The sequence below is a fragment of the Streptomyces sp. NPDC028928 genome (assembly GCF_055564915.1).
In genome coordinates this window covers 54,006-78,005 of sequence record NZ_JBVHVI010000006.1, presented here as the reverse complement: position 1 = coordinate 78,005, position 24,000 = coordinate 54,006, and the positions used below count along the sequence as shown (strand labels likewise).

Annotated in this window: 19 protein-coding genes and 1 pseudogene; 10 read left to right on the top strand and 10 right to left on the bottom strand. The window is 72.8% G+C overall.

What is annotated here, in order from left to right; all coding sequences use genetic code 11:
- Positions 1 to 5: 5 nt before the first annotated feature.
- Positions 6 to 806: a crotonase/enoyl-CoA hydratase family protein gene (locus ACZ4U1_RS16085; protein WP_467903657.1), complete on the bottom strand. Its 801-nt coding sequence runs from the start codon at positions 804 to 806 to the stop codon at positions 6 to 8.
- A 177-nt stretch (positions 807 to 983) separates the two neighbouring features.
- Between ACZ4U1_RS16085 and ACZ4U1_RS16080 the strand changes: the two genes are divergently transcribed.
- Both ACZ4U1_RS16080 and ACZ4U1_RS16075 read left to right on the top strand, forming a co-directional pair.
- Entirely contained in the window at positions 984 to 2,603 is a 1,620-nt protein-coding gene (locus ACZ4U1_RS16080) for an acyl-CoA synthetase (protein ID WP_467903656.1), read from the top strand.
- Between the two features lie 112 nt (positions 2,604 to 2,715).
- Positions 2,716 to 4,395 carry an alkaline phosphatase family protein gene (locus tag ACZ4U1_RS16075; RefSeq protein ID WP_467903655.1) on the top strand — a complete coding sequence of 560 codons (1,680 nt, stop codon included), beginning with the start codon at positions 2,716 to 2,718 and terminating at the stop codon, positions 4,393 to 4,395.
- A gap of 6 nt (positions 4,396 to 4,401) precedes the next feature.
- On the opposite strand, the pseudogene ACZ4U1_RS16070 reads toward ACZ4U1_RS16075, so the two are convergent.
- Positions 4,402 to 5,237, bottom strand: a pseudogene (locus ACZ4U1_RS16070) (alpha/beta fold hydrolase).
- 191 nt (positions 5,238 to 5,428) lie between these two features.
- Here ACZ4U1_RS16070 and paaK point away from each other — a divergent pair.
- Together paaK and ACZ4U1_RS16060 are read left to right on the top strand one after the other, a co-directional pair.
- Complete coding sequence (gene paaK, locus ACZ4U1_RS16065) at positions 5,429 to 6,733, top strand: phenylacetate--CoA ligase PaaK (protein ID WP_467903654.1); 1,305 nt, start codon at positions 5,429 to 5,431, stop codon at positions 6,731 to 6,733.
- 79 nt (positions 6,734 to 6,812) lie between these two features.
- A complete protein-coding gene (locus ACZ4U1_RS16060; RefSeq protein WP_467903652.1) occupies positions 6,813 to 7,145 on the top strand; it encodes an ArsR/SmtB family transcription factor in 333 nt (110 codons plus the stop codon).
- A gap of 10 nt (positions 7,146 to 7,155) precedes the next feature.
- Here the strand turns inward: ACZ4U1_RS16060 and ACZ4U1_RS16055 are convergent, their stop codons facing one another.
- Positions 7,156 to 7,503: a hypothetical protein gene (locus tag ACZ4U1_RS16055; protein ID WP_467903651.1), complete on the bottom strand. Its 348-nt coding sequence runs from the start codon at positions 7,501 to 7,503 to the stop codon at positions 7,156 to 7,158.
- A 196-nt stretch (positions 7,504 to 7,699) separates the two neighbouring features.
- Here ACZ4U1_RS16055 and ACZ4U1_RS16050 point away from each other — a divergent pair, with 196 nt between their 5' ends.
- Positions 7,700 to 8,581: a TIGR03620 family F420-dependent LLM class oxidoreductase gene (locus ACZ4U1_RS16050; protein WP_467903650.1), complete on the top strand. Its 882-nt coding sequence runs from the start codon at positions 7,700 to 7,702 to the stop codon at positions 8,579 to 8,581.
- On the opposite strand, the gene ACZ4U1_RS16045 is transcribed toward ACZ4U1_RS16050, so the two are convergent.
- On the bottom strand, positions 8,571 to 10,067 hold the full coding sequence (locus ACZ4U1_RS16045) for an acyl-CoA synthetase (protein WP_467903649.1): 1,497 nt from the start codon (positions 10,065 to 10,067) through the stop codon (positions 8,571 to 8,573). The two genes, ACZ4U1_RS16050 and ACZ4U1_RS16045, sit on opposite strands and share 11 nt — an antisense overlap.
- 113 nt (positions 10,068 to 10,180) lie before the next feature.
- Between ACZ4U1_RS16045 and ACZ4U1_RS16040 the strand changes: the two genes are divergently transcribed.
- Positions 10,181 to 12,601: a penicillin acylase family protein gene (locus ACZ4U1_RS16040; protein WP_467903647.1), complete on the top strand. Its 2,421-nt coding sequence runs from the start codon at positions 10,181 to 10,183 to the stop codon at positions 12,599 to 12,601.
- Positions 12,602 to 12,653: 52 nt separating this feature from the next.
- Here the strand turns inward: ACZ4U1_RS16040 and ACZ4U1_RS16035 are convergent, their stop codons facing one another.
- Both ACZ4U1_RS16035 and ACZ4U1_RS16030 read right to left on the bottom strand, forming a co-directional pair.
- Positions 12,654 to 14,216 (bottom strand): acyl-CoA synthetase, encoded by a 1,563-nt coding sequence (locus tag ACZ4U1_RS16035; protein WP_467903645.1) that lies wholly within the window; start codon positions 14,214 to 14,216, stop codon positions 12,654 to 12,656.
- Positions 14,213 to 15,325 carry an NAD(P)H-dependent flavin oxidoreductase gene (locus tag ACZ4U1_RS16030; RefSeq protein ID WP_467903643.1) on the bottom strand — a complete coding sequence of 371 codons (1,113 nt, stop codon included), beginning with the start codon at positions 15,323 to 15,325 and terminating at the stop codon, positions 14,213 to 14,215. The genes ACZ4U1_RS16035 and ACZ4U1_RS16030 overlap by 4 nt, the downstream gene beginning before the upstream one ends.
- Before the next feature lie 164 nt (positions 15,326 to 15,489).
- Here ACZ4U1_RS16030 and ACZ4U1_RS16025 point away from each other — a divergent pair, with 164 nt between their 5' ends.
- The gene (locus tag ACZ4U1_RS16025) at positions 15,490 to 17,277 is read left to right on the top strand and encodes a serine hydrolase domain-containing protein (RefSeq protein WP_467903642.1); all 1,788 of its coding nucleotides are present in this window, start codon (positions 15,490 to 15,492) and stop codon (positions 17,275 to 17,277) included.
- An 18-nt stretch (positions 17,278 to 17,295) separates the two neighbouring features.
- Here the strand turns inward: ACZ4U1_RS16025 and ACZ4U1_RS16020 are convergent, their stop codons facing one another.
- Both ACZ4U1_RS16020 and ACZ4U1_RS16015 read right to left on the bottom strand, forming a co-directional pair.
- On the bottom strand, positions 17,296 to 18,858 hold the full coding sequence (locus ACZ4U1_RS16020) for a phytoene desaturase family protein (protein ID WP_467903640.1): 1,563 nt from the start codon (positions 18,856 to 18,858) through the stop codon (positions 17,296 to 17,298).
- A gap of 52 nt (positions 18,859 to 18,910) precedes the next feature.
- Positions 18,911 to 19,831 carry an oxygenase MpaB family protein gene (locus ACZ4U1_RS16015; RefSeq protein WP_467903638.1) on the bottom strand — a complete coding sequence of 307 codons (921 nt, stop codon included), beginning with the start codon at positions 19,829 to 19,831 and terminating at the stop codon, positions 18,911 to 18,913.
- 116 nt (positions 19,832 to 19,947) lie between these two features.
- Here ACZ4U1_RS16015 and ACZ4U1_RS16010 point away from each other — a divergent pair, with 116 nt between their 5' ends.
- From ACZ4U1_RS16010 to ACZ4U1_RS16000, 3 genes are read left to right on the top strand one after another with little or no spacing between them, the layout of a single operon-like run.
- Positions 19,948 to 20,766: a VOC family protein gene (locus ACZ4U1_RS16010; RefSeq protein ID WP_467903636.1), complete on the top strand. Its 819-nt coding sequence runs from the start codon at positions 19,948 to 19,950 to the stop codon at positions 20,764 to 20,766.
- Positions 20,767 to 20,809: 43 nt separating this feature from the next.
- Positions 20,810 to 21,232, top strand: a complete 423-nt coding sequence (locus ACZ4U1_RS16005; protein ID WP_467903634.1) for a CBS domain-containing protein — start codon at positions 20,810 to 20,812, stop codon at positions 21,230 to 21,232.
- Between the two features lie 25 nt (positions 21,233 to 21,257).
- Positions 21,258 to 22,001, top strand: a complete 744-nt coding sequence (locus tag ACZ4U1_RS16000; protein ID WP_467903632.1) for a PP2C family protein-serine/threonine phosphatase — start codon at positions 21,258 to 21,260, stop codon at positions 21,999 to 22,001.
- 11 nt (positions 22,002 to 22,012) lie between these two features.
- On the opposite strand, the gene ACZ4U1_RS15995 is transcribed toward ACZ4U1_RS16000, so the two are convergent.
- On the bottom strand, positions 22,013 to 22,648 hold the full coding sequence (locus ACZ4U1_RS15995) for a protein-L-isoaspartate(D-aspartate) O-methyltransferase (RefSeq protein ID WP_467903630.1): 636 nt from the start codon (positions 22,646 to 22,648) through the stop codon (positions 22,013 to 22,015).
- 109 nt (positions 22,649 to 22,757) lie between these two features.
- Positions 22,758 to 23,936: an acyl-CoA dehydrogenase family protein gene (locus ACZ4U1_RS15990; RefSeq protein ID WP_467903628.1), complete on the bottom strand. Its 1,179-nt coding sequence runs from the start codon at positions 23,934 to 23,936 to the stop codon at positions 22,758 to 22,760.
- Positions 23,937 to 24,000 lie beyond the last annotated feature (64 nt).

Below are 24,000 nucleotides of genomic sequence, written 5' to 3'. Positions count from 1 at the left end.
CCTCGTCAGGAACGTGTGAAGACGGGCGGCCGTTTCTCCGCGAAGGCGCGGGCGCCTTCCTTGGCGTCGGCGGTGTCGAAGATCGGCCAGCCGCGCTCGAGTTCGGCGGCGAGGCCGTCGGTCTCGGTCATCTCGGCGGTGTCGTAGACCGACGCCTTGACGGCCTCGACGGCCAGCGGGCCGCAGGCGTTGATCTGTTCGGCGATCTCCAGGGCCTTGGCCAGGGCTGTGCCGTCGGGGACGACATGGCCGATCAGGCCGATGCCGGCGGCCTCCTGGGCGCTGTAGGGGCGGCCGGTGAGCAGCATCTCCAGGGCGTGTGTGCGGGGGATCTGCCGTTGCAGACGGACCGTGGAGCCGCCGATCGGAAACAGGCCTCGTCCGACTTCGAAGAGCCCGAATGTCGCCGACTCGCCCGCGACCCGGATGTCCGTGCCCTGAAGCATCTCGGTGCCCCCCGCGACGCAGTACCCCTCGACGGCGGCGATCACCGGCTTGCGCGGGCGATGGTGGCGGAGCATCGCCTTCCAGTGCAGGTCGGGATCGGCCTGGAGCCGGTCGCGGTAGTGCTCCCCCTCCATGCCGTTCCCGGCGAGCGCCTTGAGGTCCATGCCCGCGCAGAAGCAACCCCCCGCCCCCGTGAACACGATCGAGCGGACCGAGTCGTCCGCGTCGGCCTCGATCCAGCCGTCGTACAGACCGACCAGCATCGGCAACGAGAGCGCGTTCTTCGCCTCCGGCCTGTTGAGCGTGAGCACCAGCGTGGCGCCCTCGCGCCGCACGGTGAGGTGTTCCGTCCCACCCATGACCCGTCTCCCCTCTGCCAGAACGAGAACAGGTTGCAGGAGGCGTCGAGGCACTTCAAGGGTTTTCTGACAGACAGTCAGATTCTTTCGCGCGGAGGCTTCACAGTTGTGCCGCCCTTTGCTCTGATGACCGGCGAACCATCGGAGAGCCAGGCCCTGTCGAGGTCAGGAGGAGCGGTGGAGTACAACCTTGCCGACCTGTTCGAGTCGGTCGTGGACGTGGTCCCGGACCGAGAGGCGCTCGTCCACCTCGACCATCCCGGCACGGGCGCGGAGCGCCGGCTGACCTACGCCGAGCTGGACGCCGCCGCCAACCGCATCGGACACCACCTGCTCGACAGCGGCATACGCCCCGGCGAGCACCTGGGCCTGCACCTGTACAACGGGGTCGAGTACCTGCAGACGGTGCTGGCCTGCCTGAAGGCCAGGATCGTCCCGGTGAACGTCAACTACCGCTATGTCGAAGAGGAGTTGGTGTACCTCTACCGGGACGCCGACCTGGCCGCGCTGGTCTACGACGCGGAGTTCGAGGACCGGGTGGCGGGGGCGCTGCCGCGGGCGCCCGAACTGCGGCATCTGCTGCGGGTGGGCGCACCGGCCGCTGAGGCGGTGCCCGGGGCGGTGCCGTTCGCCGAGGCGGAGGCGGCCGGGGCGCCCGGGCGGGGCTTCCCCGCACGCTCCGGGGACGACCTGTTCATCATCTACACCGGTGGTACGACGGGCATGCCCAAGGGGGTGATGTGGCGTCAGGAGGACCTGTTCTTCGCCGGGCTGGGCGGCGGGGCGCCGACCGGGGAGCCGGTGAAGGCACCGCAGGAGCTGGCGCAGCGGGTCGCCGCGGGCGGCGCCGGGATCACTTTCTTCCCCACTCCCCCGCTGATGCACGGCACGTCGACGCTCACCGCGTTCATCGGCTTCAACTTCGGCCAACGCGTCGTCCTGCACCGCAAGTTCGTGCCGGAGGAGGTGCTGCGGACGGTCGAGCGGGAGCGGGTCACCAGCATGTCGCTGGTCGGGGACGCGATGCTCCGGCCGCTGATCGACGCGCTCGCCGGTCCGTTGAAGGGGACGGACTGCTCGTCGCTGTTCAGCGTCTCGTCGTCGGGCGCGATCATGTCGGAGACGGTGCGCCGGCAGTTCCGCGAGCTGCTCCCGAACGCGGTGCTGCTGAACAACTTCGGCTCCTCCGAGTCCGGCTTCAACGGCACCGCGACCGAGGACGCGGGGCCCGAGCGCGGCTTCCGCATCCGGGTGAACTCCCGGACCCGCGTGGTGGACCCGGCGACGCACGAGCCGGTGGCCCCCGGCGAGGTGGGCCGGGTCGCGCAGTGCGGCCATGTCCCCCTCGGCTACTACAACGACTCGGGGGCCACAGCCGGGACGTTCTTCGAGAAGGACGGGCAGCGCTGGGTGCTGCTCGGCGACATGGCGACGGTCGACGCCGACGGCGTGGTCACCGTCCTGGGCCGGGGCTCGCAGTGCATCAACACGGGCGGCGAGAAGGTGTACCCGGAGGAGGTCGAGCAGGCGCTCAAGGCGCATCCGGATGTGTACGACGCACTGGTCGCCGGTGTGCCGGACCGCAGGTGGGGCAGCCATGTGGCGGCCGTGGTGCAGCTGCGCCCGGGAGCGCCGAGCCCCTCGCTCGCCGACATCCAGAGCCACTGCCGTACCCGCCTGGCCGGGTACAAGGTCCCCCGCCAGCTGGTGATCACGGACGCCGTCCAGCGGTCGCCGAGCGGCAAGGCCGACTACCGGTGGGCGCGCGAGGTGGCGGTGGCGGCGGAGCAGCCGTAGCCCGGTGGTGTCCCTGGCGGTCGACACCGCCAACGGTGATTACTCTGTGCGCACGACCGCGCCGTTCACTGACACACGGTGACGGCCGACGGACCGCACGGAAGGACCTCCGGTGTCCCACCTCACGCCTGGTCACCTGCCGGACGGCGCCCGGCCCGGCCGCCGGAACGTCCGTCTCGCCCGCTGTGCGGCCGCCTGCGCGACCGTTCTCGCCGCCGCTCTCCTGCTCGGCGCGCTGCTGCTGCCGAACCGGCTGGACAGCCTCACCCCGGGCGCGTTCCTGCGCCTGCCGGCCGAGGGCATCGCGCTCGCCGCCCTGCTGCTCGCGCTGCCGGCCCGGGCGCGGCCCCTGTGCGCCGCCGCCGGCGGCCTGCTGACCGGGCTGCTCGCCCTGCTCAAGGGCCTCGACCTGGGCTTCCACGAGGTGCTGCTGCGCCCGTTCGACCCGGTGCTGGACTGGGGGCTGCTGGGCAACGCGGCGGACTATCTGCGGGAGACCTCCGGCCGGACCGGTGAACTGCTGGCCGCCGCCGGGGCCGTCGTCCTCGTGCTCGCCGTCCTCACCCTGACCACCCTGGCGTCGGTCCGGCTGACGACCGTGATGACCCGTCACCGGCGGCGCGCGGCCCGCGTCACCCTGGCGCTGGCCCTCGCGTGGATCACCTGTGTCACCTTCGGGCTGCGCACCGACGGGGTACCGGTCGCGGCCACGATCGACGCGGACCTCGTCGGCGAGCGCGTCCGGCAGGTCCGTACCTCCCTCGCGGACGCGCGGGTCTTCCGGCGCGAGGCCGCCCACGACGCCTTCGCGCACACCCCGCCCGGCCGGCTGCTGACGGGGCTGCGCGGCAAGGACGTGCTGTTCACCTTCATCGAGAGCTACGGCCGTTCGGCGGTCGAGGATCCGGCGACGGCCCCGCGGATCGGCGCGGTCCTGCGGGAGGGCACCGCGGCCCTGCGGGCGGCCGGGTTCGGGGCGCGCAGCGGCTGGCTGCGCTCGCCGGTGACGGGCGGCGGCAGCTGGCTGGCCCACGCGACCTTCCTGTCCGGGCTGTGGATCAGCAACCAGCAGCGGTTCCGCACCCTCACCTCCAGCGACCGGAGCACCCTCACCGGCGCCTTCCGGACGGCCGGCGCCTGGCGGACGGCCGGCATCATGCCGGGGGTGGGGCGGGCCTGGCCGGAGGGCACCTTCTTCGGCCTGGACCACGTCCACGACCGCGCCCGCCTCGGCTACCACGGCCCGGCCTTCGGCTGGTCGCAGGTGCCGGACCAGTTCACCCTGGAGGCCTTCCGGCGGCTGGAGTTCGGGCGGCGGGGCCGGGGCCCGCTGATGGCGGAGATCATCCTGACCTCCAGCCACCATCCGTGGGCGCCGGTGCCCCGCATGACCGACTGGCGGAGCCTGGGCGACGGCTCGGTCTTCCGCCGTATGAGGAAGGACGGCGAGCAGGCCGAGGGGGTCCGGAAGGGCCCGGAGAGCGTGCGTGCCGGGTACCGGGAGGCGATCGCGTACTCGCTGCGCAGCGTCATCGGCTTCCTCCAGCGGTACGGCGACGAGCGCACCGTCCTGGTCTTCCTCGGCGACCACCAGCCCGTCCCGGCGGTCACCGGGGGCGACCCCCGCAAGGACGTGCCGGTGACGCTCGTCGCCCGCGACCCGAAGGTGCTGGAGCGGATCTCCGGCTGGGGCTGGACGGAGGGGCTCAAGCCGGCCGCGGACGCCCCCGTCTGGGCGATGGACGCGTTCCGGGACCGGTTCCTCGGGGCGTACGGCCCGCTGCCGCGCTGAGGCCCGTCACCGGTCGAGGAAGGCGAGCGTCCGGCGCACGAAGCGCTCGGGATCGTCCAGCCAGGGGTAGTGGGCGGCGCCGGGCTGGACGGCGCACTCGGCGTTCGGGAAGGCCTGCGCGGTGCGGCGGGCGAGGGCGGGGCACGGACCGCCGTCGACTTCGCCGGCGTACACGAGGACCGGCGCGGTCAGGGCGGCGAGGGCGGTCCGGGTCGCGTCCGGGGTGAAGGCGCCGTCGGCGAAGTAGCGCTCGCCCGCCTCCTCGTTGGTCTGTGCCGGCTCGGCGTCCGCGTGGGCGCGGGCGGTGTCGTCCCAGCGGCCGTGGAAGAACGGCAGGAACACGTCGTCGAACTCCGCCTGCCCCGTGAGCCAGGCCCGGAAGGCGGGGAACGCCGCTGCGAACCACGGCTCGTCCGCGCGCAGCCGGGCCGCGGCCAGCCGGTCCTCGGGCGTGGCCCGCATGCCGAGGGCGGACGGGTTCGGGGTGATCAGCAGCAGCCGCCGTATCCGGTGCGGGTGGCGGGCCGCGTAGAGCATCGCCAGTGCGGCACCCGCCGAGTGGGCGAGCAGATCCATGTGTTCCAGGCCCATGTGGGCCCGCCATATCTCCACGTCCTCGACCATCCGGTCGCAGCGGTACGTCGCCGGGTCCGCCGGCGCCTCCGAGTCGCCGGTGCCCCGCAGGTCGAGCAGGGCCAGCCGGCGGTGGGCGGTCAGCCCGCCGAGGTCCCCGAGGTAGGCGGAGGCGCGCATGGGGCCCCCGGGCAGCACGGCGAGCGCTCGCCCTCACCCCGCAGGTGGTAGGCGAGCCGGGTGCCGTCGGTCGTGGCGAAGGCCGGCATGCCGTGATCATCGGGGTGGACGCCCCGGGCGCGCAACGCCGCTGCGCGATCACACCGCGGGAAGATCACACGGCCGGGAAAATCCTCGCCGCCCTCTTGCTTCCGGCCGCGTGGCCTGCATTACTGACCCCGAACGGGTCGACCGAATGATCGGTCGGCCGGCTGGTGCTGCTGGTGAGGGAGACGTCGCGATGGCGGATGTGACGGACCTGCTCGACGCGGGCGAACGGCTCGGACCCGAGGAGCTGCGGGCGCTGCAGCTGGAGCGGCTGCGCGCCACACTGCGGCACGCGTACGAGAACGTGCCGTTCTACCGGGAGTCCTTCGACAAGGCCGGCGTCCGCCCGGAGGACTGCCGTTCGCTCGCCGACCTGGCCCGGTTCCCCTTCACCACCAAGGCCGACCTCCGGGAGAACTATCCGTACGGCATGTTCGCCGTGCCCCGGGAGCGGATCCGCCGGCTGCACGCCTCCAGCGGCACCACGGGCCGCCCCACGGTGGTCGGCTACACCGACAACGACCTTTCCATGTGGGCCGACATGGTGGCGCGGTCGATCAGGGCGGCCGGCGGCCGGCCGGGGGACGTCGTCCATGTGGCGTACGGCTATGGGCTGTTCACCGGTGGTCTGGGTGCCCACTACGGCGCCGAGCGCCTCGGCTGTACGGTCGTCCCCGCGTCCGGCGGCATGACGGCCCGGCAGGTGCAGCTGATCCAGGACCTGCGGCCGTCGGTCATCATGGTGACCCCCTCCTACATGCTCACGCTGCTGGACGAGTTCGAGCGGCAGGGCGTGGACCCGCGCGGAACCTCGCTTCGGGTGGGCGTCTTCGGGGCCGAGCCCTGGACCGAGCAGATGCGGCGGGAGATCGAGGAGCGGTTCGCGATCGACGCCGTCGACATCTACGGACTGTCCGAGGTGATCGGTCCGGGTGTGGCCCAGGAGTGCGTGGAGACCAAGGACGGTCTCCATGTGTGGGAGGACCACTTCTACCCGGAGGTCGTGGATCCGATCACCGGTGAGGTGCTGCCGGAGGGCGAGCGGGGAGAGCTGGTGTTCACCTCGCTGACCAAGGAGGCCATGCCGGTCGTCCGGTACCGGACGCGCGATCTGACGCGGCTGCTGCCCGGCACGGCCCGGGTGTTCCGGAGGATGGAGAAGATCACCGGGCGCAGTGACGACATGGTGATCCTGCGCGGGGTCAACCTGTTCCCGACCCAGATCGAGGAGATCGTGCTGCGCACGCCCGGTGTGGCGCCGCACTTCCAGTTGCGCCTCACCCGGGAGGGCCGGCTGGACGCGCTGACCGTCCGGGCCGAGGCCCGCCCGGACGCGCCGGCCGAGGTGCGGGAGGCGGCGGCCCGGACCATCGTCGCCGCGGTCAAGGACGGCATCGGCGTGTCGGTCGATGTGGAGATCGTGGAGCCGGAGTCGCTGGAACGGTCGGTGGGCAAGATCCGCCGCATCGTGGACCTGCGACCGCGCGAGGCGGGCTGAGAGACGCGCGGCGTCGGCCCGGACGGGCAGGTCGTATCGACGTACCTCGAAACGTCGGCGGCGCCTATACTCCGCAACCATGACGGACACCGCCCCCACCCCGGACCCGGACCTGGTCAACGCGCTGCGGGCGCTGTCCAACCCGATGCGGCTGCAGATGCTGCGCTGGCTGCGCGAGCCGGAGCGGCACTTCCCGATGGAGGCGGCCATCGCCGACCCGGCCGAGGTGGGTGTGTGCGTGAGCCACATCCAGGCCAAGGCCGGGCTGGCACAGTCGACGGTGTCGGCCTACATGGCGGAACTCCAGCGCGCGGGTCTGGTCCGCGCGACCCGGGTGGGCAAGTGGACCCACTACAAGCGGGACGAGCAGCGCATCGCCGACCTCGTCACGGAGCTGGGGCAGACGCTCTAGCAGGCCCCCGTCAGAGGAACAGGACGGAGCGCAGCTTGAGCCGTTCGCTGCCGTAGCCGGTGTGCGGGCGCAGTGTGAACGAGTCGCCCGCGCAGTCCGGCTCCGTGAAGACGACGGCGGGCGCGTCCGTGCGGTTGCGCGGCGAGTGGGCCGGTGAGGCGGCGCCCGGGTCGGCCACCTCCGGAAGGGTGACGCACTCCCCGTTCTCCGGATCCTCCAGCAGCCCGATCCGCGGCGCGCCGTCCAGGCCGGTGTAGGTGTACTGGAACTCTCCCTCCGCGGCGGAGGCGGAGGCGGGGACGGTCAGGACCAGGGCGAGGGCGCCGAAGGCGGCGACCGCGGCGGTACGAAGACGCATGGAACGGGTGTCCCTTCACAAGGAGCGACAACGTGCGGGCGTCATCCTTCCCGAGGCCGGGCCGTCCGGTGCGGCCCGGCCGCCGCCGAATCGATCTTGCGTCACCCGAACGGCCCAGCCGGTGCGGGCGTCCCCACTTGCGCCTCACATCGATAATCTGCGATATTCCGAATCGACGAAACAAGGGAGCACACCGATGGACCTCGGCACGTACGGGATCTACACCTTCGACTTCGAGCACCAGCCGGCCGCCCGGGTCCGGGACTCCGTCCAGCGGCTGGAGGGCCTGGGCTGGCGGGCGCTGTGGATTCCGGAGGCGCTCGGCCGGGACGCGTTCACGCACGCCGGGCTGCTGCTCGCCGCGACCCGGCGGCTGAGCGTCGTCAACGGCATCGCCCGGATCTGGTCCCGCGAGGCCCGCTGGACGAAGGGTGCCGCCACGCTGCTCGCGGACGCCTACCCGGGCCGGCACGTGCTCGGCCTCGGCTTCGGCGGCGACCCCCGGCCGGGCGTGAAGCCGCTGGCCGCCATGTCGGCCTACCTGGACGAGCTGGACACCCTGGAGACTCCCAACCCCGACCCGGAGACCCCGGTCCGGCGGCTGCTGGCCGCGTACGGGCCGAAGATGCTGGAGCTGGCCCGTGACCGCGCCGAGGGCGCCCACACCTACCACGTGAGCACGGCCCACACCGCCGAGGCGCGGGAGATCCTCGGCCCGGACGCCTTCCTGGCCGTGGAGCACGCCGTGCTGTTCGAGTCCGACCCGGTCCGCGCCCGCGCCCTCGCGCGCGAGCATCTGCGCGGCTACCTCGCGACGCCGTACAACCTCGCGAAGTTCCACCGGCTCGGCTACACGGACGACGACCTCTCCGGCGGCGGCAGCGACCGCTTCGTGGACGACCTGGTGTTCTGGGGCGACCCGGACACCGTCGTACGGAAGCTGCAGGGCCACGTCGACGCGGGTGCCGACCACGTGGCCGTCCAGGTGATCGGGGTCGGGCCCGGTGAATCGGCGCTGCCGCACTGGCGGTTGCTCGCCGACGCGCTGCTGCCCGGGCGGGCCCCGGCTAGCCGCTGAAGCGGTCGCGCAGCTCGCGCTTGAGGATCTTGCCGCTGGCGTTGCGCGGCAACTCGCCGACGAACAGGACGCGTTTGGGTGCCTTGAACGGGGCGAGCCGCTCCTTCACATGCCGGATGAGCTGGTCCTCCGTCACCTCGCCGCGCGGGACGACGACCGCCGTGACGGCCTCGATCCACCGCTCGTCGGGCAGGCCGACCACCGCGGCCTCCGCGACCGCCTCATGGGTGTACAGGGCGTCCTCGACCTGGCGTGAAGCCACCAGCACACCACCGGAGTTGATGACGTCCTTCACCCGGTCCACGATGGTGAAGTAACCCTCGGCGTCCCGCACCGCGAGGTCCCCGGAGTGGAACCAGCCGTCGCGGAAGGCCTCGGCGGTCTCCTCGGGCTTGTCCCAGTAGCCCTCGCACAACTGCGGTGAGCGGTAGACGATTTCGCCGGGCGTGCCGGCGGGGACGTCCTTGCCGTCCTCGTCGACCACCCGGGCGTCCACGAACAGCACCGGACGGCCGCAGGAGTCCATCCGGCCCTCGTGTTCGTCGGGTGCCAGGACGGTGGCCAGCGGGCCGATCTCGCTCTGGCCGAAGCAGTTGTAGAAGCCGAGCCCCGGCAACCGCTCGCGCAGGCGCTCCAGGACCGGCACCGGCATGACCGACGCGCCGTAGTAGGCCTTGCGCAGCCCGGACAGGTCCCGGGTCGTGAAGTCGGGGCGGTGGGACAGGCCGATCCAGACCGTCGGCGGGGCGAAGAGGCTGTCCACGCGTCCCGCCTCGATCAGGTCGAACAGCCGGTCCCCGTCGGGCCCGTCCAGGATCAGGTTGGTGGCGCCGACCGCGAGGTAGGGCAGCAGGAAGACGTGCATCTGCGCGGAGTGGTACAGCGGCAGGGAGTGCGCGGGGCGGTCGCCGGCGCTGAGGTCGAGGGCGGTGATCGCGCTCAGGTACTCGTGGACCAGGGAGCGGTGCGTCATCATCGCGCCCTTGGGGAGCGCGGTCGTCCCGGAGGTGTAGAGCAGCTGCACCAGGTCCTCGGTGCGCGGCTCGGGGCCGTCGTACGGGGGCGCCGTCGCGAGCCGGGCCAGGAGCGAGTCCTCGGCGTCGCGCAGGGGCAGCGTGCGGACGCCGGCGGGGAGCCGGTCCACGAGACCGGGGTCGGCGAGGACCAGGGAGCTGCCGGACTGGCCCACGATGTACGCGAGGTCGTCGCCGGTCAGGTTCTGGTTGACCGGCACGTGCACGAGGCCGGCGCGGGCGCAGGCCAGGAAGCCGATCAGATACGCGTCGGAGTTGTGGCCGTAGGAGCCGACCCGGTCGCCGGCGGCGAGTCCCTGGGCGAGCAGGACGCTCGCCGCGCGGGAGACGGCCGCGTCCAGTTCCTCGTACGTCCAGGCCCGGTCGCCGTACTCGACCGCGATCCGCGCCGGGGTGCGCCGGGCGCTGCGCCGCAGCACCCCGTCAACCGTGCTGCCCTGTCCCTGCGTCATGACTCATGATCCTCGGTCCCCCGCCGGGGCAGGTCAAGCACCCGGGAGCCGAGGACACATACCGGTTGGTACGCTCAACCGCTCCTTCCCTCGATGATGTTGGGAGGCACGACGTGCGTCACCGCGTCAGACGACTGGCCGTCGCGGCCGTCGCCCTGCTCACCGCCTCGGCCGCCTTGCCGGCCGCCGCGGCCGAGCGACCGAGTCGCCAGGAACACCCCGCACACGGCGGTCTGTCCGCCGTCATCCGCTACACCGAGTACGGCATCCCCCACATACGCGCCAAGAGTTACGCGGACCTCGGCTTCGGCACCGGCTGGGCGCAGGCCGCCGACCAGCTGTGCGTCCTCGCCGACGGCTTCGTGACCGTGCGCGGCGAACGCTCGCGCTTCTTCGGGGCGACAGCGGCGACCGACGGCTCGCTGTCCTCCGCCCGCGACAACCTCTCCAGCGACCTGTACTTCCGGGGCGTCCGGGAGGCGGGTACGGTGCAGAAGCTGCTCGCCGAACCGGCTCCGCTGGGCCCGAGCCGGCAGGTCAAAGACCTGATGCGGGGCTACGCGGCCGGGTACGACGCCTGGCTGCGGCAGCACCGGACCACCGACCCGGCCTGCGCGGGCGCCCCCTGGGTGCGCCCGGTCACCACCCTGGATGTGGCCTCCCGCTTCTACGCCCTCGCCGTGATCGGCGGGCAGGGCGGCGCCGTGGACGACATCACCGCGGCCCGGCCGCCCACCGCCCCGGTCCGGGGCACCGGAACCGGAACCGGCACCGCGCCGGACGCCCAGGCTCTGATACGGGCCATGCGGGAGCGGGCCGAGAAAGCGGACATGGGGTCGAACGCGGTCGCCTTCGCCGGCGGCGCCACCGCGAACGGCCGCGGCCTGCTGCTGGGCAACCCGCACTACCCCTGGCAGGGCGGGCGCCGGTTCTGGCAGGTGCAGCAGACCATCCCGGGCGAACTCGACGTCGCCGGCGCCTCGCTGCTCGGCTCGCCGACCGTGTCGATCGGCTACAACTCCCGGGTGGCGTGGAGCCACACGGTCTCCACCGGAGTCCCCTTCAACCTCACCCAGCTCACCCTGGATCCGGCCGACCCCACCGTCTACCTGGTCGACGGCCGGCCGGAACGGATGAGGCGGCGGACCGTGACCGTCCCGGTCAAGGACGGCCCACCGGTGACCCGCGCCCAGTGGTGGACCCGCTACGGCCCGGTCGTCGCCTCCGCCGACGGCGACCTCCCGCTGCCCTGGACCGCGACGACCGCGTTCGCGCTGAACGACCCCAACGCCGCGAACATGCGGTTCGCCGACACCTCCCTCGGCTTCGGTACGGCACGGAACACGGCGGACGTCCTGGCGTCCCTCACCCGGCACCAGGGGCTGCCCTGGGTGAACACCGTCGCCGCGGACTCCTCCGGGCACTCGCTGTTCACCCAGTCGCAGGTGCTGCCCCGGATCACCGACGACCTGGCGGGGCGCTGCTCCACGGACCTCGGCAGGGCCACCTACCCCGCGGCGGGCCTCGCGGTCCTCGACGGCTCCCGCGGCGCCTGCGCCCTCGGCCGCGACGCCGACGCCGTGCAGCCCGGCACATTCGGGCCCGCCCGCATGCCGACGCTGAAGGACGCCCCGTACGCGGAGAACTCCAACGACAGCGCCTGGCTGGCCAACGCCGACCGGCCGCTCACCGGATACGAGCGGATCTTCGGCACCGTCGGCACCGCGCGCTCACCGCGCACCCGGGGCGCGATCGACGCCGTGGCGGCGATGGCCGGGCGGGGCGGGCTGACCGTGCGGGACCTGCAGAAGCAGCAGTTCGCGAACCGGGTGACCGTGGGCGCCCTGGCGGCCGGGGACGCGGCTCGGGCCTGCGCCGCGCTGCCCGGCGGCGTCGCCAGGGACAAGGACGGCAAGGAGGTCGACGTCTCCGGGGCGTGCCCGGTGCTCGCGGCCTGGGACCGCACCGTCGATACCGGCAGCCGGGGAGCGCTGCTCTTCGACCGCTTCTGGCGGCGGTTCGGTGCGCTGGTACCGAACGCCCAGCGGTGGAAGGTGCCGTTCTCGGCGGCCGACCCGGTCCACACCCCGAACACGCTCGACACGGACGCCCCGGGCTTCGCCACGGCCCTCGCGGACGCGGTGACCGAGCTGAGGGCGGCCGGCATCCCGCTGGACTCCCCGCTCGGCGCACACCAGTTCCTCGTGCGGCAGGGCCGGCGGATGCCCGTTCCGGGCGGTACGGAGGCCCTGGGCGTGTGGAACAAGATCGAGCCGGTGTGGGATCCGGCGCACGGCGGCTACACCGATGTGGCGTTCGGCTCCAGCCACATCCAGGCGGTGGGCTGGAACGGCAGCCTCTGCCCGGTGGCCCGCACGCTCCTGACGTACTCCCAGTCCTCCCACCCCGGCTCGCCTCACTACAGCGACCAGACCGGGCTGTTCTCCCAGGAGAAGTGGGTGACACCGCGCTTCTGCGAGAAGGACATCCTGTCCTCCCCCGCGCTCAAGGTCGTCCACGTGCGCGCACACTGATCCTTGCTCCCGTCTGTGGTCCCGTCCCCCATGGGGCGGGACCACACCGGTCTCATACGGGGCGTGTGCGTCCCTCCCAGTACGGGTCCCGCAGCCGCCGCTTGTAGAGCTTGCCGTTGGGGTCGCGGGGCATCTCGGTGATGAAGTCGACGCTCCTGGGCCGCTTGTAGCCGGCGAGCCGCCCGGCGCAGTGGTCGAGGAGCGCGGCGGCCAGCCCGGGGCCGGGCTCGTGGCCGGGGGCGGGTTCGACCACGGCCTTGACCTCCTCGCCCCAGTCGTCGTGCGGGATGCCGAAGACGGCTGCGTCGGCGACGGCGGGATGCGCCAGCAGAGCGGACTCGATCTCGGCCGGGTAGATGTTGACCCCGCCGGAGATGATCATGTCGATCTTGCGGTCCCGGAGGAAGAGGTAGCCGTCCTCGTCCAGGTAGCCGAGGTCGCCGACGGTGAAGAAGTCGCCGATGCGGTTCTTCCGCGTCTTGTCCTCGTCCTTGTGGTAGGAGAAGCCTCCGGTGTTCATCTTCAGGTAGACGGTGCCGAGTTCGCCGGGCGGCAGCCGTGTGCCGTCCTCGTCGAAGATCGCCAGTTCGCTGATGGGCCAGGCCTTGCCGACGGTACCGGGCTTCTTCAGCCAGTCCTCGGCGGTGGCGAAGGCACCGCCGCCCTCGCTGGCGGCGTAGTACTCCTCCACACAGTGGCCCCACCAGTCGATCATCGCGCGTTTCACGTGGTCGGGGCAGGGCGCGGCCCCGTGGATGGCGTGCCGCATGGAGGAGACGTCGTAGCGGGCCTTGACCTCGTCCGGCAGCGCCAGCAGCCGGTGGAACTGGGTCGGGACCATATGGGTGTGGGTGCACCTGTAGGTGTCGATGACACGAAGCATCTCCTCGGGCGTCCACTTGTCCATCAGCACCAGGCGGTGGCCGATGTGCAGGGACGCGCCGGCGAACTGGAGGACGGCGGTGTGGTACAGCGGTGAGCAGACGAGGTGCACGTTGTCGTCGTACGGCTTGATCCCGAAGATGCCGAGGAAACCGCCGAGGTAGGCCTCCTCGGGGCGCTTGCCGGGCAGCGGCCGGCGGATGCCGCGCGGGCGGCCGGTCGTGCCCGAGGTGTAGTTCATGACCCAGCCCAGCTCCCGGTCGCCGGGCGCCGACTCGGGCTGCCCTTCGAGGAGTTCGGCGTACGGCCGGAAGCCCTCGACCGGGCCGACGGCGTACCGGTGGCTCGCCGGCAGCCCGGCCTCGTCGGCGGCCTCGCGGGCCGGGACGGCGAACCGCTCATGGGCGATGAGCACCTTGGCGCCGGAGTCGGCGACGATCCAGGCGATCTCCGGGCCCACGAAGTGGTGGTTGACGGGGACGAGGTAGAGACCGGCCTGGCTGGCGGCGAGGTACGCGGCGAGGAACTCGGGGCCGTTGGGCAGGACGACCGCGAAGGCGTCCCCGCGGCGCAGCCCGGCGGCGCGCAGACCGTGGACGAGGCGGTTGGCGGTGCCGTGCAGCCGGCCGGCCGTCCACTCCGTGCCGTCCGGCGCGATCAGGACCGTACGGCCGGGGTCCCGGGCGGCCTGGGCCCAGAAACCGGCGGGGGGTGTGCTGTGGGGCGCGCTCACGACTGGCCGCTCCTTCCGGCGATGCGGTTGATGCGGTCTACGGCCTGTTCGAAGCCGCGGGTGAGGTCGTCGAAGACGGCCTGGACGCCGCGTTCGGCGGTCATCCGGCCGACGATCTGGCCGACGGGGGTGCCGAGCAGCGGCTCGACCTCGTACTTCTGGATGCGGGAGACCGCCTCGGCGACCAGCAGGCCCTGCAGCGGCATGGGCAGCGTGCCGGGGCCGGCCGGGTCGTCCCAGGCGTCGGTCCAGGCGGTACGGAGCTGGCGGGCGGGTTTCCCGGTCAGGGCGCGGGACCGGACGGTGTCCCCGGACCCGGCGGCGAGCAGCTTGCGGGTCAGGGCGGGCGAGTGCAGCTCCGCTTCCGTGGTGGTCAGCCATATGGAGCCCAGCCATACACCTTGGGCGCCGAGGGTGAGCGCGGCCGCCACCTGCGGGCCGCTGCCGATGCCGCCCGCGGCCAGGACGGGCAGCGGGTCGACGGCCTCCACGATCTCGGGGGTGAGCACCATGGTGGCGATCTCCCCGGTGTGGCCGCCGGCCTCGTAGCCCTGGGCCACGACGATGTCGATGCCCGCCTGCTGGTGCTTCAGGGCGTGCCGGGCGCTGCCGGCGAGCGCGGCGACCAGGACGTCCCGGTCGTGGGCGCGGGCGACGACGTCGGCGGGCGGGGAGCCGAGGGCGCTCGCGACCAGCCTGATCGGGTAGTCGAAGGCGACGTCGAGCTGGCTGCGCGCGACCTGCTCCATCCAGCCGGTGATGCGCCACCCGGACGCCTCCCCCTCGGCCAGTTCCGGGACCCCGTGCGCGGCGAGCGTGTCCTGGACGAACCGCCGGTGCTCCTGCGGGATCATCGCCTCGACGTCGGCCTCGGTGACGCCTTCCACTTTCTTCGCGGGCATCACCACGTCCAGCCCGTAGGGCCGTCCGCCGGCGTGTGCGTCGAGCCAGTCGAGGTCCCGCTTGAGGTCGTCGGGGGCGGTGTAACGGACCGCGCCGAGCACGCCGAAGCCGCCGGCCCGGCTGATGGCCGCGGCGACGGCGGGGAACGGTGTGAAGCCGAAGACGGCGTGCTCGATTCCCAGTTTCCTGCTCAGCTCCGTCTGCATGGGCGCAGGATGCCGCAGCCGGCCGGACGACGGAAGACCCTTTCTGATGGTCCGTCAGGTTTTTCGGAACGTCACGCGCCCCGTTGACACAGCCGGTGCCTGACAGGAAAGTTTCACGGTGCAGGGCAGCTCCGGAAAGATTCTTTCAGTCAGGAGGCCGCAGCATGACGGACGATGCCGCAGGAAGACCGGCGAGCGGACCGACCCGTCGCCGGCTCGTCGTGGGCTCCCTGGCCACCGGCGGCGCACTGGCCCTCGGCGCGCTTCCGGTGGGCCCGGCCACCGCCGCACCCCCTTCCGGCCGCCGTCCCACCCTGCGCCACGGCTCCCCCGAACGCGCCGGGCTGCTCGCCGGTCACCTGCGCCAACTCGTCACCGATGCCGAAACGTTCCTCTCTCCCTCTCCCCGCCACCCCTGGTACGCGGGCGCCGTCCTGCTCGCCGGGCGCGGCGGCACCGTGGCCCTGCACGAGCCGATCGGCATGGCCGTGCGCTACGCCCGGTACGACGAGAAGACCGACACCGGTGTGGAACTGCCGCCCGGGCAGCAGCTCCCCGTGACCCGGGACACGGTGTTCGACCTGGCCTCCGTCTCCAAGCTGTTCACCTCGGTCCTCGCCGTCCAGCAGATCGAACGGGGCGCGCTGGAACTGGAAGGCACGGTCGCCTCGTACCTTCCGGACTTCGGCCGCGCGGGCAAGCAGGACGTGACCATCCGTCAGCTCCTGACCCACACCTCCGGTTTCCGCTCCTGGATCCCGCTCTACAACGCGCCGACGTACGAGGAGAAGCTCCGGCTCATCTGGGACGAGGCGCCCCTCACCCCGCCGGGCACCGCCTACCTCTACTCCGACCTGAACCTGATCTCCCTGCACCTGGTCCTGGAGAAGATCACCGGCCGTACCCTGGACGCGCTGCTGCGCGAGGAGATCACCGGTCCGCTCGGCCTGGACAGCACCCGCTACAACCCGCCCGCCTCCTGGAAGCCGCGGATCGCGGCCACCGAGGACGCGCGCAGACCCTGGTCCGGGCTGGACCGGGGTCTGGTGTGGGGCGAGGTGCACGACGAGAACGCGTACAGCCTGGGCGGTGTCTCCGGTCACGCGGGCGTCTTCGCGAGCGCCTGGGACCTCGCGGTGCTCGGCCGGACGCTGCTCAACGGCGGCTGCTACGGCCGGGCGCGCATCCTGCGGCCCGAGTCCGTGGACCTGATGTTCACCGATTTCAACACGGCCTTCCCCGGTGACGAACACGGGCTCGGCTTCGAGCTGTACCAGCACTGGTACATGGGCGCGATGGCCACGCCGCGCACGGCGGGCCACACCGGCTTCACGGGCACCTCACTGGTGCTCGACCCCTCGACCGACGCGTTCCTGGTCGTCCTCGGCAACTCGGTGCACCCGGTGCGCACCTGGCGGTCCGGTTCCGCGCCGCGGGTCGCCGCCGGCAACCACCTCGCCCGCGCGGTACCGGTCCGTCCGGCTCGCGGCCGTACGGCCTGGTTCTCGGGCATGGCGAGCGCCACGGCCGCGACGCTCACCCTCCCGGCGCTGGACACCTCCGCCGGCCAGGCCCGCCTGCGCTGTGCCCTGTGGTGGGACACCGAACCGGGCTCCGACGCGCTGACCCTGGAGTCCACGGCGGACGGCGGCGCCACCTGGCGGCCGGTCCCGTTCACCACCACCCGCCACGGCGAGGACCCCGGGGAGCACCCGGCGGGCGCGGTCACCGGCTGGTCGGGCCGCGTCTGGCACCGGATGACCGCCGACCTGCCGGCCGCCCCGCGGCTCACCCTGCGCTGGCGGTACACCACCGACCGGCTGTACGTCGGCCGGGGCGCGTACGTCGACGCGCTGCGCGCCGAGGCGGGCGGGACGGTGCTGTTCGACGGGGCCCGGCCCGCGGACGCGGCGCGGATCACAGCGGCCGGCTGGCAGCGGTCCGCCGACTGAGGCGGCCGGGAACGGCGGTCAGGGCCGTTCCAGCACCGCCATCGCCGCGTTGTGCCCCGGCACCCCGCTCACCCCGCCTCCGCGCACCGCACCCGCACCGCACAGCAGGACGTTGGCGTGCCGCGTCTCCACGCCCCAGCGTCCGCCGCCCTCCTCCGCGTACGGCCAGGACAGGGCCCGGTGGAAGATGTTGCCGCCGGGCAGCCGCAGGTCGCGTTCGAGGTCGAGCGGGGTCTTCGCCTCGATGCAGGGGCGGCCGTCGGCGTCGGTGGCCAGGCAGTCCGCGAGGGGTTCGGCGAGGTGGGCGTCGAGCTGGGCGAGGGTGGACTTCAGCAGCTCCTCGCGGGCGCCGTCGTTGTCCCGGTCGAAGAGCCGGGCCGGGGTGTGCAGGCCGAACAGGGTGAGCGTCTGGTACCCCCGCTCGGCCAGGTCGGCGCCGAGGATCGTGGGGTCGGTCAGGGAGTGGCAGTAGATCTCCGACGGCGGTGCGGCGGGCAGTTCGCCGGCGGCGGCCTGGGCGTGGGCGGTGGCCAGTTGGCGGTAGCCCTCGGCGATGTGGAAGGTGCCGGCGAACGCCTCCCGCGGGTCGGCGTCCGGGTCGCGCAGCCGGGGCAGCCGCGTCAGCAGCATGTTGACCTTGAGCTGGGCGCCCTCGGCGGGCTCCGGTGCCGGGTCGCCGGTGAGGGCGGCCAGTTCCTGCGGGGAGGCGTTTACCAGGACGTGCCGGGCGGCGGCGACGCCCTCGCCGGCGGCCGTGCGGTAGGCGACCTCGGCGGTGTCCCCGTCGGTGTCGATCCGGATCACCTCGTGCCCGGTGGCGATGCGCGCCCCCGCCGAGCGCGCCGCCGCGGCCAGCGCGTCGGTGAGGGCGCCCATGCCGCCGACCGGCACGTCCCAGGCGCCGGTCCCGCCGCCGATGACGTGGTAGAGGAAGCAGCGGTTCTGGGCGAGGGAGGGGTCGTGGGCGTCGGCGAAGGTGCCGATGAGCGCGTCGGTGAGGACGACTCCCCGGACCAGGTCGTCGGCGAAGTTCTCCTCGATCGCCACGCCGACCGGCTCCTCGAACAGGGCCCGCCAGGCGGCCTCGTCGTCGATGCGGCGGCGCAGTTCGTCCCGGGTGGGCAGGGGTTCGGTGAGGGTCGGGAAGACACGCCGGGCGACACGGCCCGTCATGCCGTAGAACCGCTGCCAGGCCTCGTACTCGCGGTCGCCGCCGGTGAGCCGGGCGAACGCCTCGCGGGTGCGCTGTTCGGCGCCGCCGACGAGGAGGCCGGTGGGCCGGCCGGCCCGCTCCACCGGGGTGTACGAGGAGATGGTGCGGGCGCGCAGGCGGACGTTCAGCCCGAGATCGTCGACGATCTTCCGCGGCAGCAGGCTGACCAGGTAGGAGTAGCGCGACAGCCGGGCGTCGACCCCGGCGAACGGGCGGGTGGAGACGGCCGCGCCGCCGGTGTGGTCCAGCCGTTCCAGCACCAGCACCGAGCGGCCGGCCCGGGCCAGGTAGGCGGCGGCGACCAGGCCGTTGTGGCCGCCGCCGACGATGACGGCGTCGTAGGCGCGGGGTGTCTCGTTCGCGGACATGGTTCTTCGTAGCACGCGGTGATCCACGGCGGCCAGAGGCGGACCGGCCCGGTCACCTCCCCGGTTCGCCCGCCCTCTCCGGTGCCGGAACCTTCTCCGGGGCCGGGCGCGCGGCCGGGCCGAGGCGTGCCATGGCCCGCAGGATGTGTTGCGGCGGGAGCTGCCAGCGCAGCCGTGCGGGGACACGGCGGAGCAGGGCGCCGGTGGTCCGCAGCCGGCGGGTGACGGTGGCGGGCGCGGGGGCCGGTCTGCCGTACAGCTCGTGGGCGTACGGCGGCAGCGCCGCGTACGCGAGCAGGGCCACGCGCCGCCACAGCAGGTCCCGGGCCGGGACGAGGAGGGGGTGCGTCGGCGGGCGGAGCAGGAAGTCGTCCACGGCGCGTGCCTCGGGTCCGGCGGCCAGCCGCGGCCGGACCGCCGCGAAGTACGCGGCCAGCTCCGCCCGGCTGCCGGGTACGGTCCGCGGGTCCAGGCCCACCAGGCGGGCGCTGACGCGGTGTTCGGCTATGTACCGGTCGGCCTGGGCGTCGGTGAGCGGGAAGCCGGAACGGCGCAGGACGTGCAGATAGGAGTCGATCTCCGCGCAGTGCACCCACAGCAGCAGTTCCGGCTCGTCGACGCCGTACCGTTCACCGGTGTCCGGGTCGGTGACGGTGAGCATGCGGTGGATCTTCCGCACCCGGGCACCGGCCCGTTCGGCGGCCTCGGTGGTGCCGTAGGTCGTCGTCCCGACGAAGTGGGCGGTGCGCATCAGCCGGCCCCAGGCGTCGCGCCGGAAGTCGGAGTTCTGCATCACGCCCCGGACGGCGCGCGGGTGCAGGGCCTGGAGGTAGAGCGCGCGGACGCCGGCGACCCACATCATGGGGTCGCCGTGCATCTGCCAGGTCACGGAGGCGGGGGTGAACAGCCCGGGATCTCCGCCGTCCGCAGGTGTGACCACAGCCACCGCACGTCCCTTCCGACAGGGAGACATTCACTCGGAAGTGTAGGCATCCACGGGGGGCACGGCGTGCAGGGTCGGGGTTCTCGTCGGACACTGGAGGCAGAGCGGTGGCCGCCGGTCTGAGAGACCAGGGTGCGAGCGATGCCATGAACCACGGCACGACAGAATCATCCGGTGCGCCGGATGTCGGTGCGACGGATGACTTCGACACGAGTTCGGTGTTCGGTGCGCCGTGCTGGGTGAGCCTCACCAGCCGCGATCTCGACGCCACCCAGGACTTCTACGGTGCCGTGCTGGGCTGGCGGACCCGCCAGGCCCGGCTGGGCGAGCACTTCCGGACCGCGCTGAAGGACGGGATACCGGTCGCGGGGATCGCGGCGGTGGCCGCCGTGGGGCAGCGGACGGCGGCCTGGACGCCGTACTTCGCCGTGACGAACGCCGACGACGCCGCGTCCCGTACCCGGGAGCGCGGCGGCACCGTGGCGGTCGGGCCGATCTCCTTCCCTCCCGGCAGGGCGGCGTTGCTCGCCGACCGCGACGGAGCGGCGTTCGGGGTGTGGCAGGGGAAGCTCGTCACCGAGTGGGAGGCGTGGCGGCGGGCGGCGCCGACGTTCATCACCCTCCACACCCGCGACGCCTTCGACGCCGTGATGTTCTACGGCCAGATCCTGGACTGGGCCTCGGGCCGCCCCGGCTGCTGCGAGGTCGAGTACGTGGAGGAGGCGGTGCTGCTGCGGAGCCGGGACGCCGTGGTGGCCCGCATCGAGTCGGGCTCGGTGGAGGCGCCGCCCGACCCCTCGGTCCGGGCGCACTGGCAGGTCCACTTCACCGTGACGGATGTGGAGTCCTGCGCCCGGGCGTCGGAGAAGCACGGCGGCAGCGTGCTGGCGGAGGGCGAGGACGAGGCGGTGCTGCGCGACCCCGACGGCGCCCAGTTCACGGTGACGTCACGCCGACTGAGCTGACAGGAACCCGATTTCATCACCCACAACGGAGGAGAGACGGACGATGACGACTGCCAAGGACATCATGAGCCCCGGAGCCCAGTGGATCCCCGCGTCCGAGACGCTGGACCGCGCCGCGCAGATGATGCGGGACCACCAGGTGGGGGCGCTGCCGGTCAGCGACCCGGAGCACGACGACCGGATGTGCGGCATCATCACGGACCGCGACATCGTCGTGAAGTGCATCGCCGAGGGCCACGACCCCGCGCGTGTCCGGTGCGGTGACCTGTGCGAGGGCACCCCGCGCTGGATCGACGCCGGCTCCGACGTCTCCGCCGTCCTGCGGGAGATGGAGGACCACCGGATCAAGCGCCTGCCGGTCATCGAGGACAAGCGCATGATCGGCATGATCAGCGAGGCGGACATCGCCCGTCACCTCACCGACGACCAGATGGCCGAGTTCGTCCAGCGGGTGTACGCGGGCTGATCCCCCGGGCAGGGGGTGCCATCCGATGGCGTTCGTCGCCGTGAGCGCGCTGAGCCATCCCGGACTGGTCCGCACGCGCAACGAGGACAGCCTGGTCGCCGGGCCGTGGACCCTGTGCTCCACGGTGACCGAGAACCCGCAGACGCTGGTGTTCCCGCTCGGTACGCCGCTCGTCGTCGCGGTCGCCGACGGGCTCGGCGGCCAGCCCGGCGGCGAGGTGGCCAGTGCCCTCGTCGTGCAACGGCTCGCCGCGACGGGGCCCCGGCTGGCCGGCGAGGACGACGTCCGCGAGGCCCTGCACGCCTGCAACCGCCAGGTGTTCGCGACCGCGCGCGGCGGCGACGCCCTGGCCACGATGGGGACGACCGTCGCGGGCGTCGTCGTACGGCCCGAGTCGCTGCTGGCGTTCAACGTGGGCGACAGCCGGGTCTTCGCCGCGCCCCGGGACGGTGTGGTCCAGCTCAGCGTGGACGACAACCCCCCGCTGGCGCCGGGGCAGCGCACCACGTCGCTGGTGACCCAGGCACTGGGCGGCACTCCGGCGTACCGCGCGGTCACCCCCCATGTGACCGCCGCCCCCGTCGCCCCCGGTGACCGATTCCTGATCTGCACCGACGGCCTCACCGACCCGCTGCCGAACGACGTTCTCGACGGCGTGCTGCGGGAGTACGACGACGGACGGGCCGCCTTCGAACTCTGGAAGGCCGCCATCGCGGCCGGCGGCCCCGACAACATCACGCTCGCCGTGGTGCGCGTCGCGGACGGGTGACCACCACGGGCTCACGAGGAGAAGCCGTACCGTCCTCGCAGGCGGACGAAGTGAGCGTCCGTGACCAGCCGTCGACGCTCCAGTCCCGTCGCTGTCCGCAGGAAGGAGACGACCTGTTCCCGGCCGCCCGGCCCGATGGGCTGGACGAGACGACCGCCGGCACGCAGTTGCTCCACGAGCGGGGCGGGAACCTCCAGGAAGGCGGCGGACACGATGACCGCGTCGTACGGAGCCCGGTCGGGTACCCCGCCGCTGCCGTCCCCGATGCGCAGCTCGACGTTCCGGATCCCCTGGCGGGTGAGGTTGTGCCGTGCCTGATCCCCGATGTCCGGCCACATCTCGATGGTCACGACGTCGGCGGCCAGCCGGGCCAGCAGCGCGGTCTGGAAGCCGAGCCCGGTGCCGACCTCCAGGACGTGCTCGGTCCCGCTCAGCCCCAGGCTGTCGATCATCATCGCCGAGAGCGAGGGCTGCGTGGTCACCTGTCCGCGCCCGATGGGCAGGGGCACGTCGCGGTAGGCGTCCGCGCGGGCGTCCGTGGGGACAAAGGCTTCCCTGGGCGTCGCCCGTACGGCCCGGAGCAGGCGCTCGTCGCGGATTCCGGCCGCTCGCACGGCCCGCACGAGATCCTCGTCGTTGTGCACCATCGTCGACCACTGGCACGGCTCACATCTGCGGCCGCGCCGCTCCTCCCGACCTCCAGTACACCCTGGGCCCGCCGGCCGCGCGAGCGGCTTCCTGGGGCAGCGCCACAGGTCAGCGGCGCACCCTGGGCATGCCCAGGCCGATCCAGGAGATGATCTCGCGCTGGATCTCGTTGTTGCCGCCGCCGAAGGTGAAGATGACCGCCGAGCGGTAGCCGCGTTCCAGTTCGCCGTGCAGGACGGCGCTCGCCGAGCCCTCCTTCAGCGGGCCGGCCGCGGCGACGATCTCCATGAGCCAGGCGTAGGCGTCCCGGCGGGCCTCGGAGCCGTAGACCTTGACGGCCGAGGCGTCCTGCGGGGTGAGCGTGCCGTCCTGGACGGCGGAGACCATCTGCCAGTTGAGGAGCTTGAGCGCGTCGAGCCGGGTGTGGGTGCGGGCGAGGAGCCGGCGTACCCAGGGCAGGTCGGCGACCCGGCGGCCGTCGGCGAGCTTGGTCTGCCTCGCCCAGCGCTGTACGTCGTGCAGCGCGCGGATCGCCATGGTGCCGTGGGCGGCGAGGGTGACGCGTTCGTGGTTGAGCTGGTTGGTGATCAGCCGCCAGCCCTCGTTCTCGGCGCCGACGCGGCGGGAGACGGGGACGCGGACGTTCTCGTAGTAGCTCGCGGTGGTGTCGTGGGAGGCGAGCGTGCGGATGAGCGTGCAGGAGTAGCCGGGGTCGGAGGTCGGCACCAGCAGCATGGTGATGCCCTTGTGCAGCGGGGCCTCGGGGTCGGTGCGCACGGCCAGCCAGACCCAGTCGGCCGTGTCGCCGTTCGTCGTCCAGATCTTCTGGCCGTTGACGACGTACTCGTCGCCGTCCCGTACGGCACGGGTCGTCAGGGAGGCGAGGTCCGTGCCCGCGCCGGGCTCGCTGTAGCCGATCGCGAAGTCGATCTCGCCGGAGAGGATGCGGGGCAGGAAGTACGCCTTCTGCTCGTCGGTGCCGTACCGCATGATCGTCGGTCCGACGGTGTTCAGCGCCATCAGCGGCAGGGGTACGCCGGCCTGTGCGGCCTCGTCGAAGAAGACGAACTGCTCCATCGCCGTCATCCCGCGCCCGCCGTACTCCTCGGGCCAGCCGACGCCGAGCCAGCCGTCCGCGCCGAGCCGGCGGATGGTGTCGCGGTAGAACCGCTTCTGTGCGGCCGGGTCGGCGTACCGGGCGTAGGCGTGGTCCGGAACCAGTTCGGCGAAGTAGGCACGCAGCTGAGTGCGCAGCCGCTGCTGCTCGGGTGTGTGGTCGAGGTGCACGGCGCCTCCAGGCTCCCCAAGGGCGGTCCTGACGGCGCACACCGTAGAACGTGTTTCAGAAATT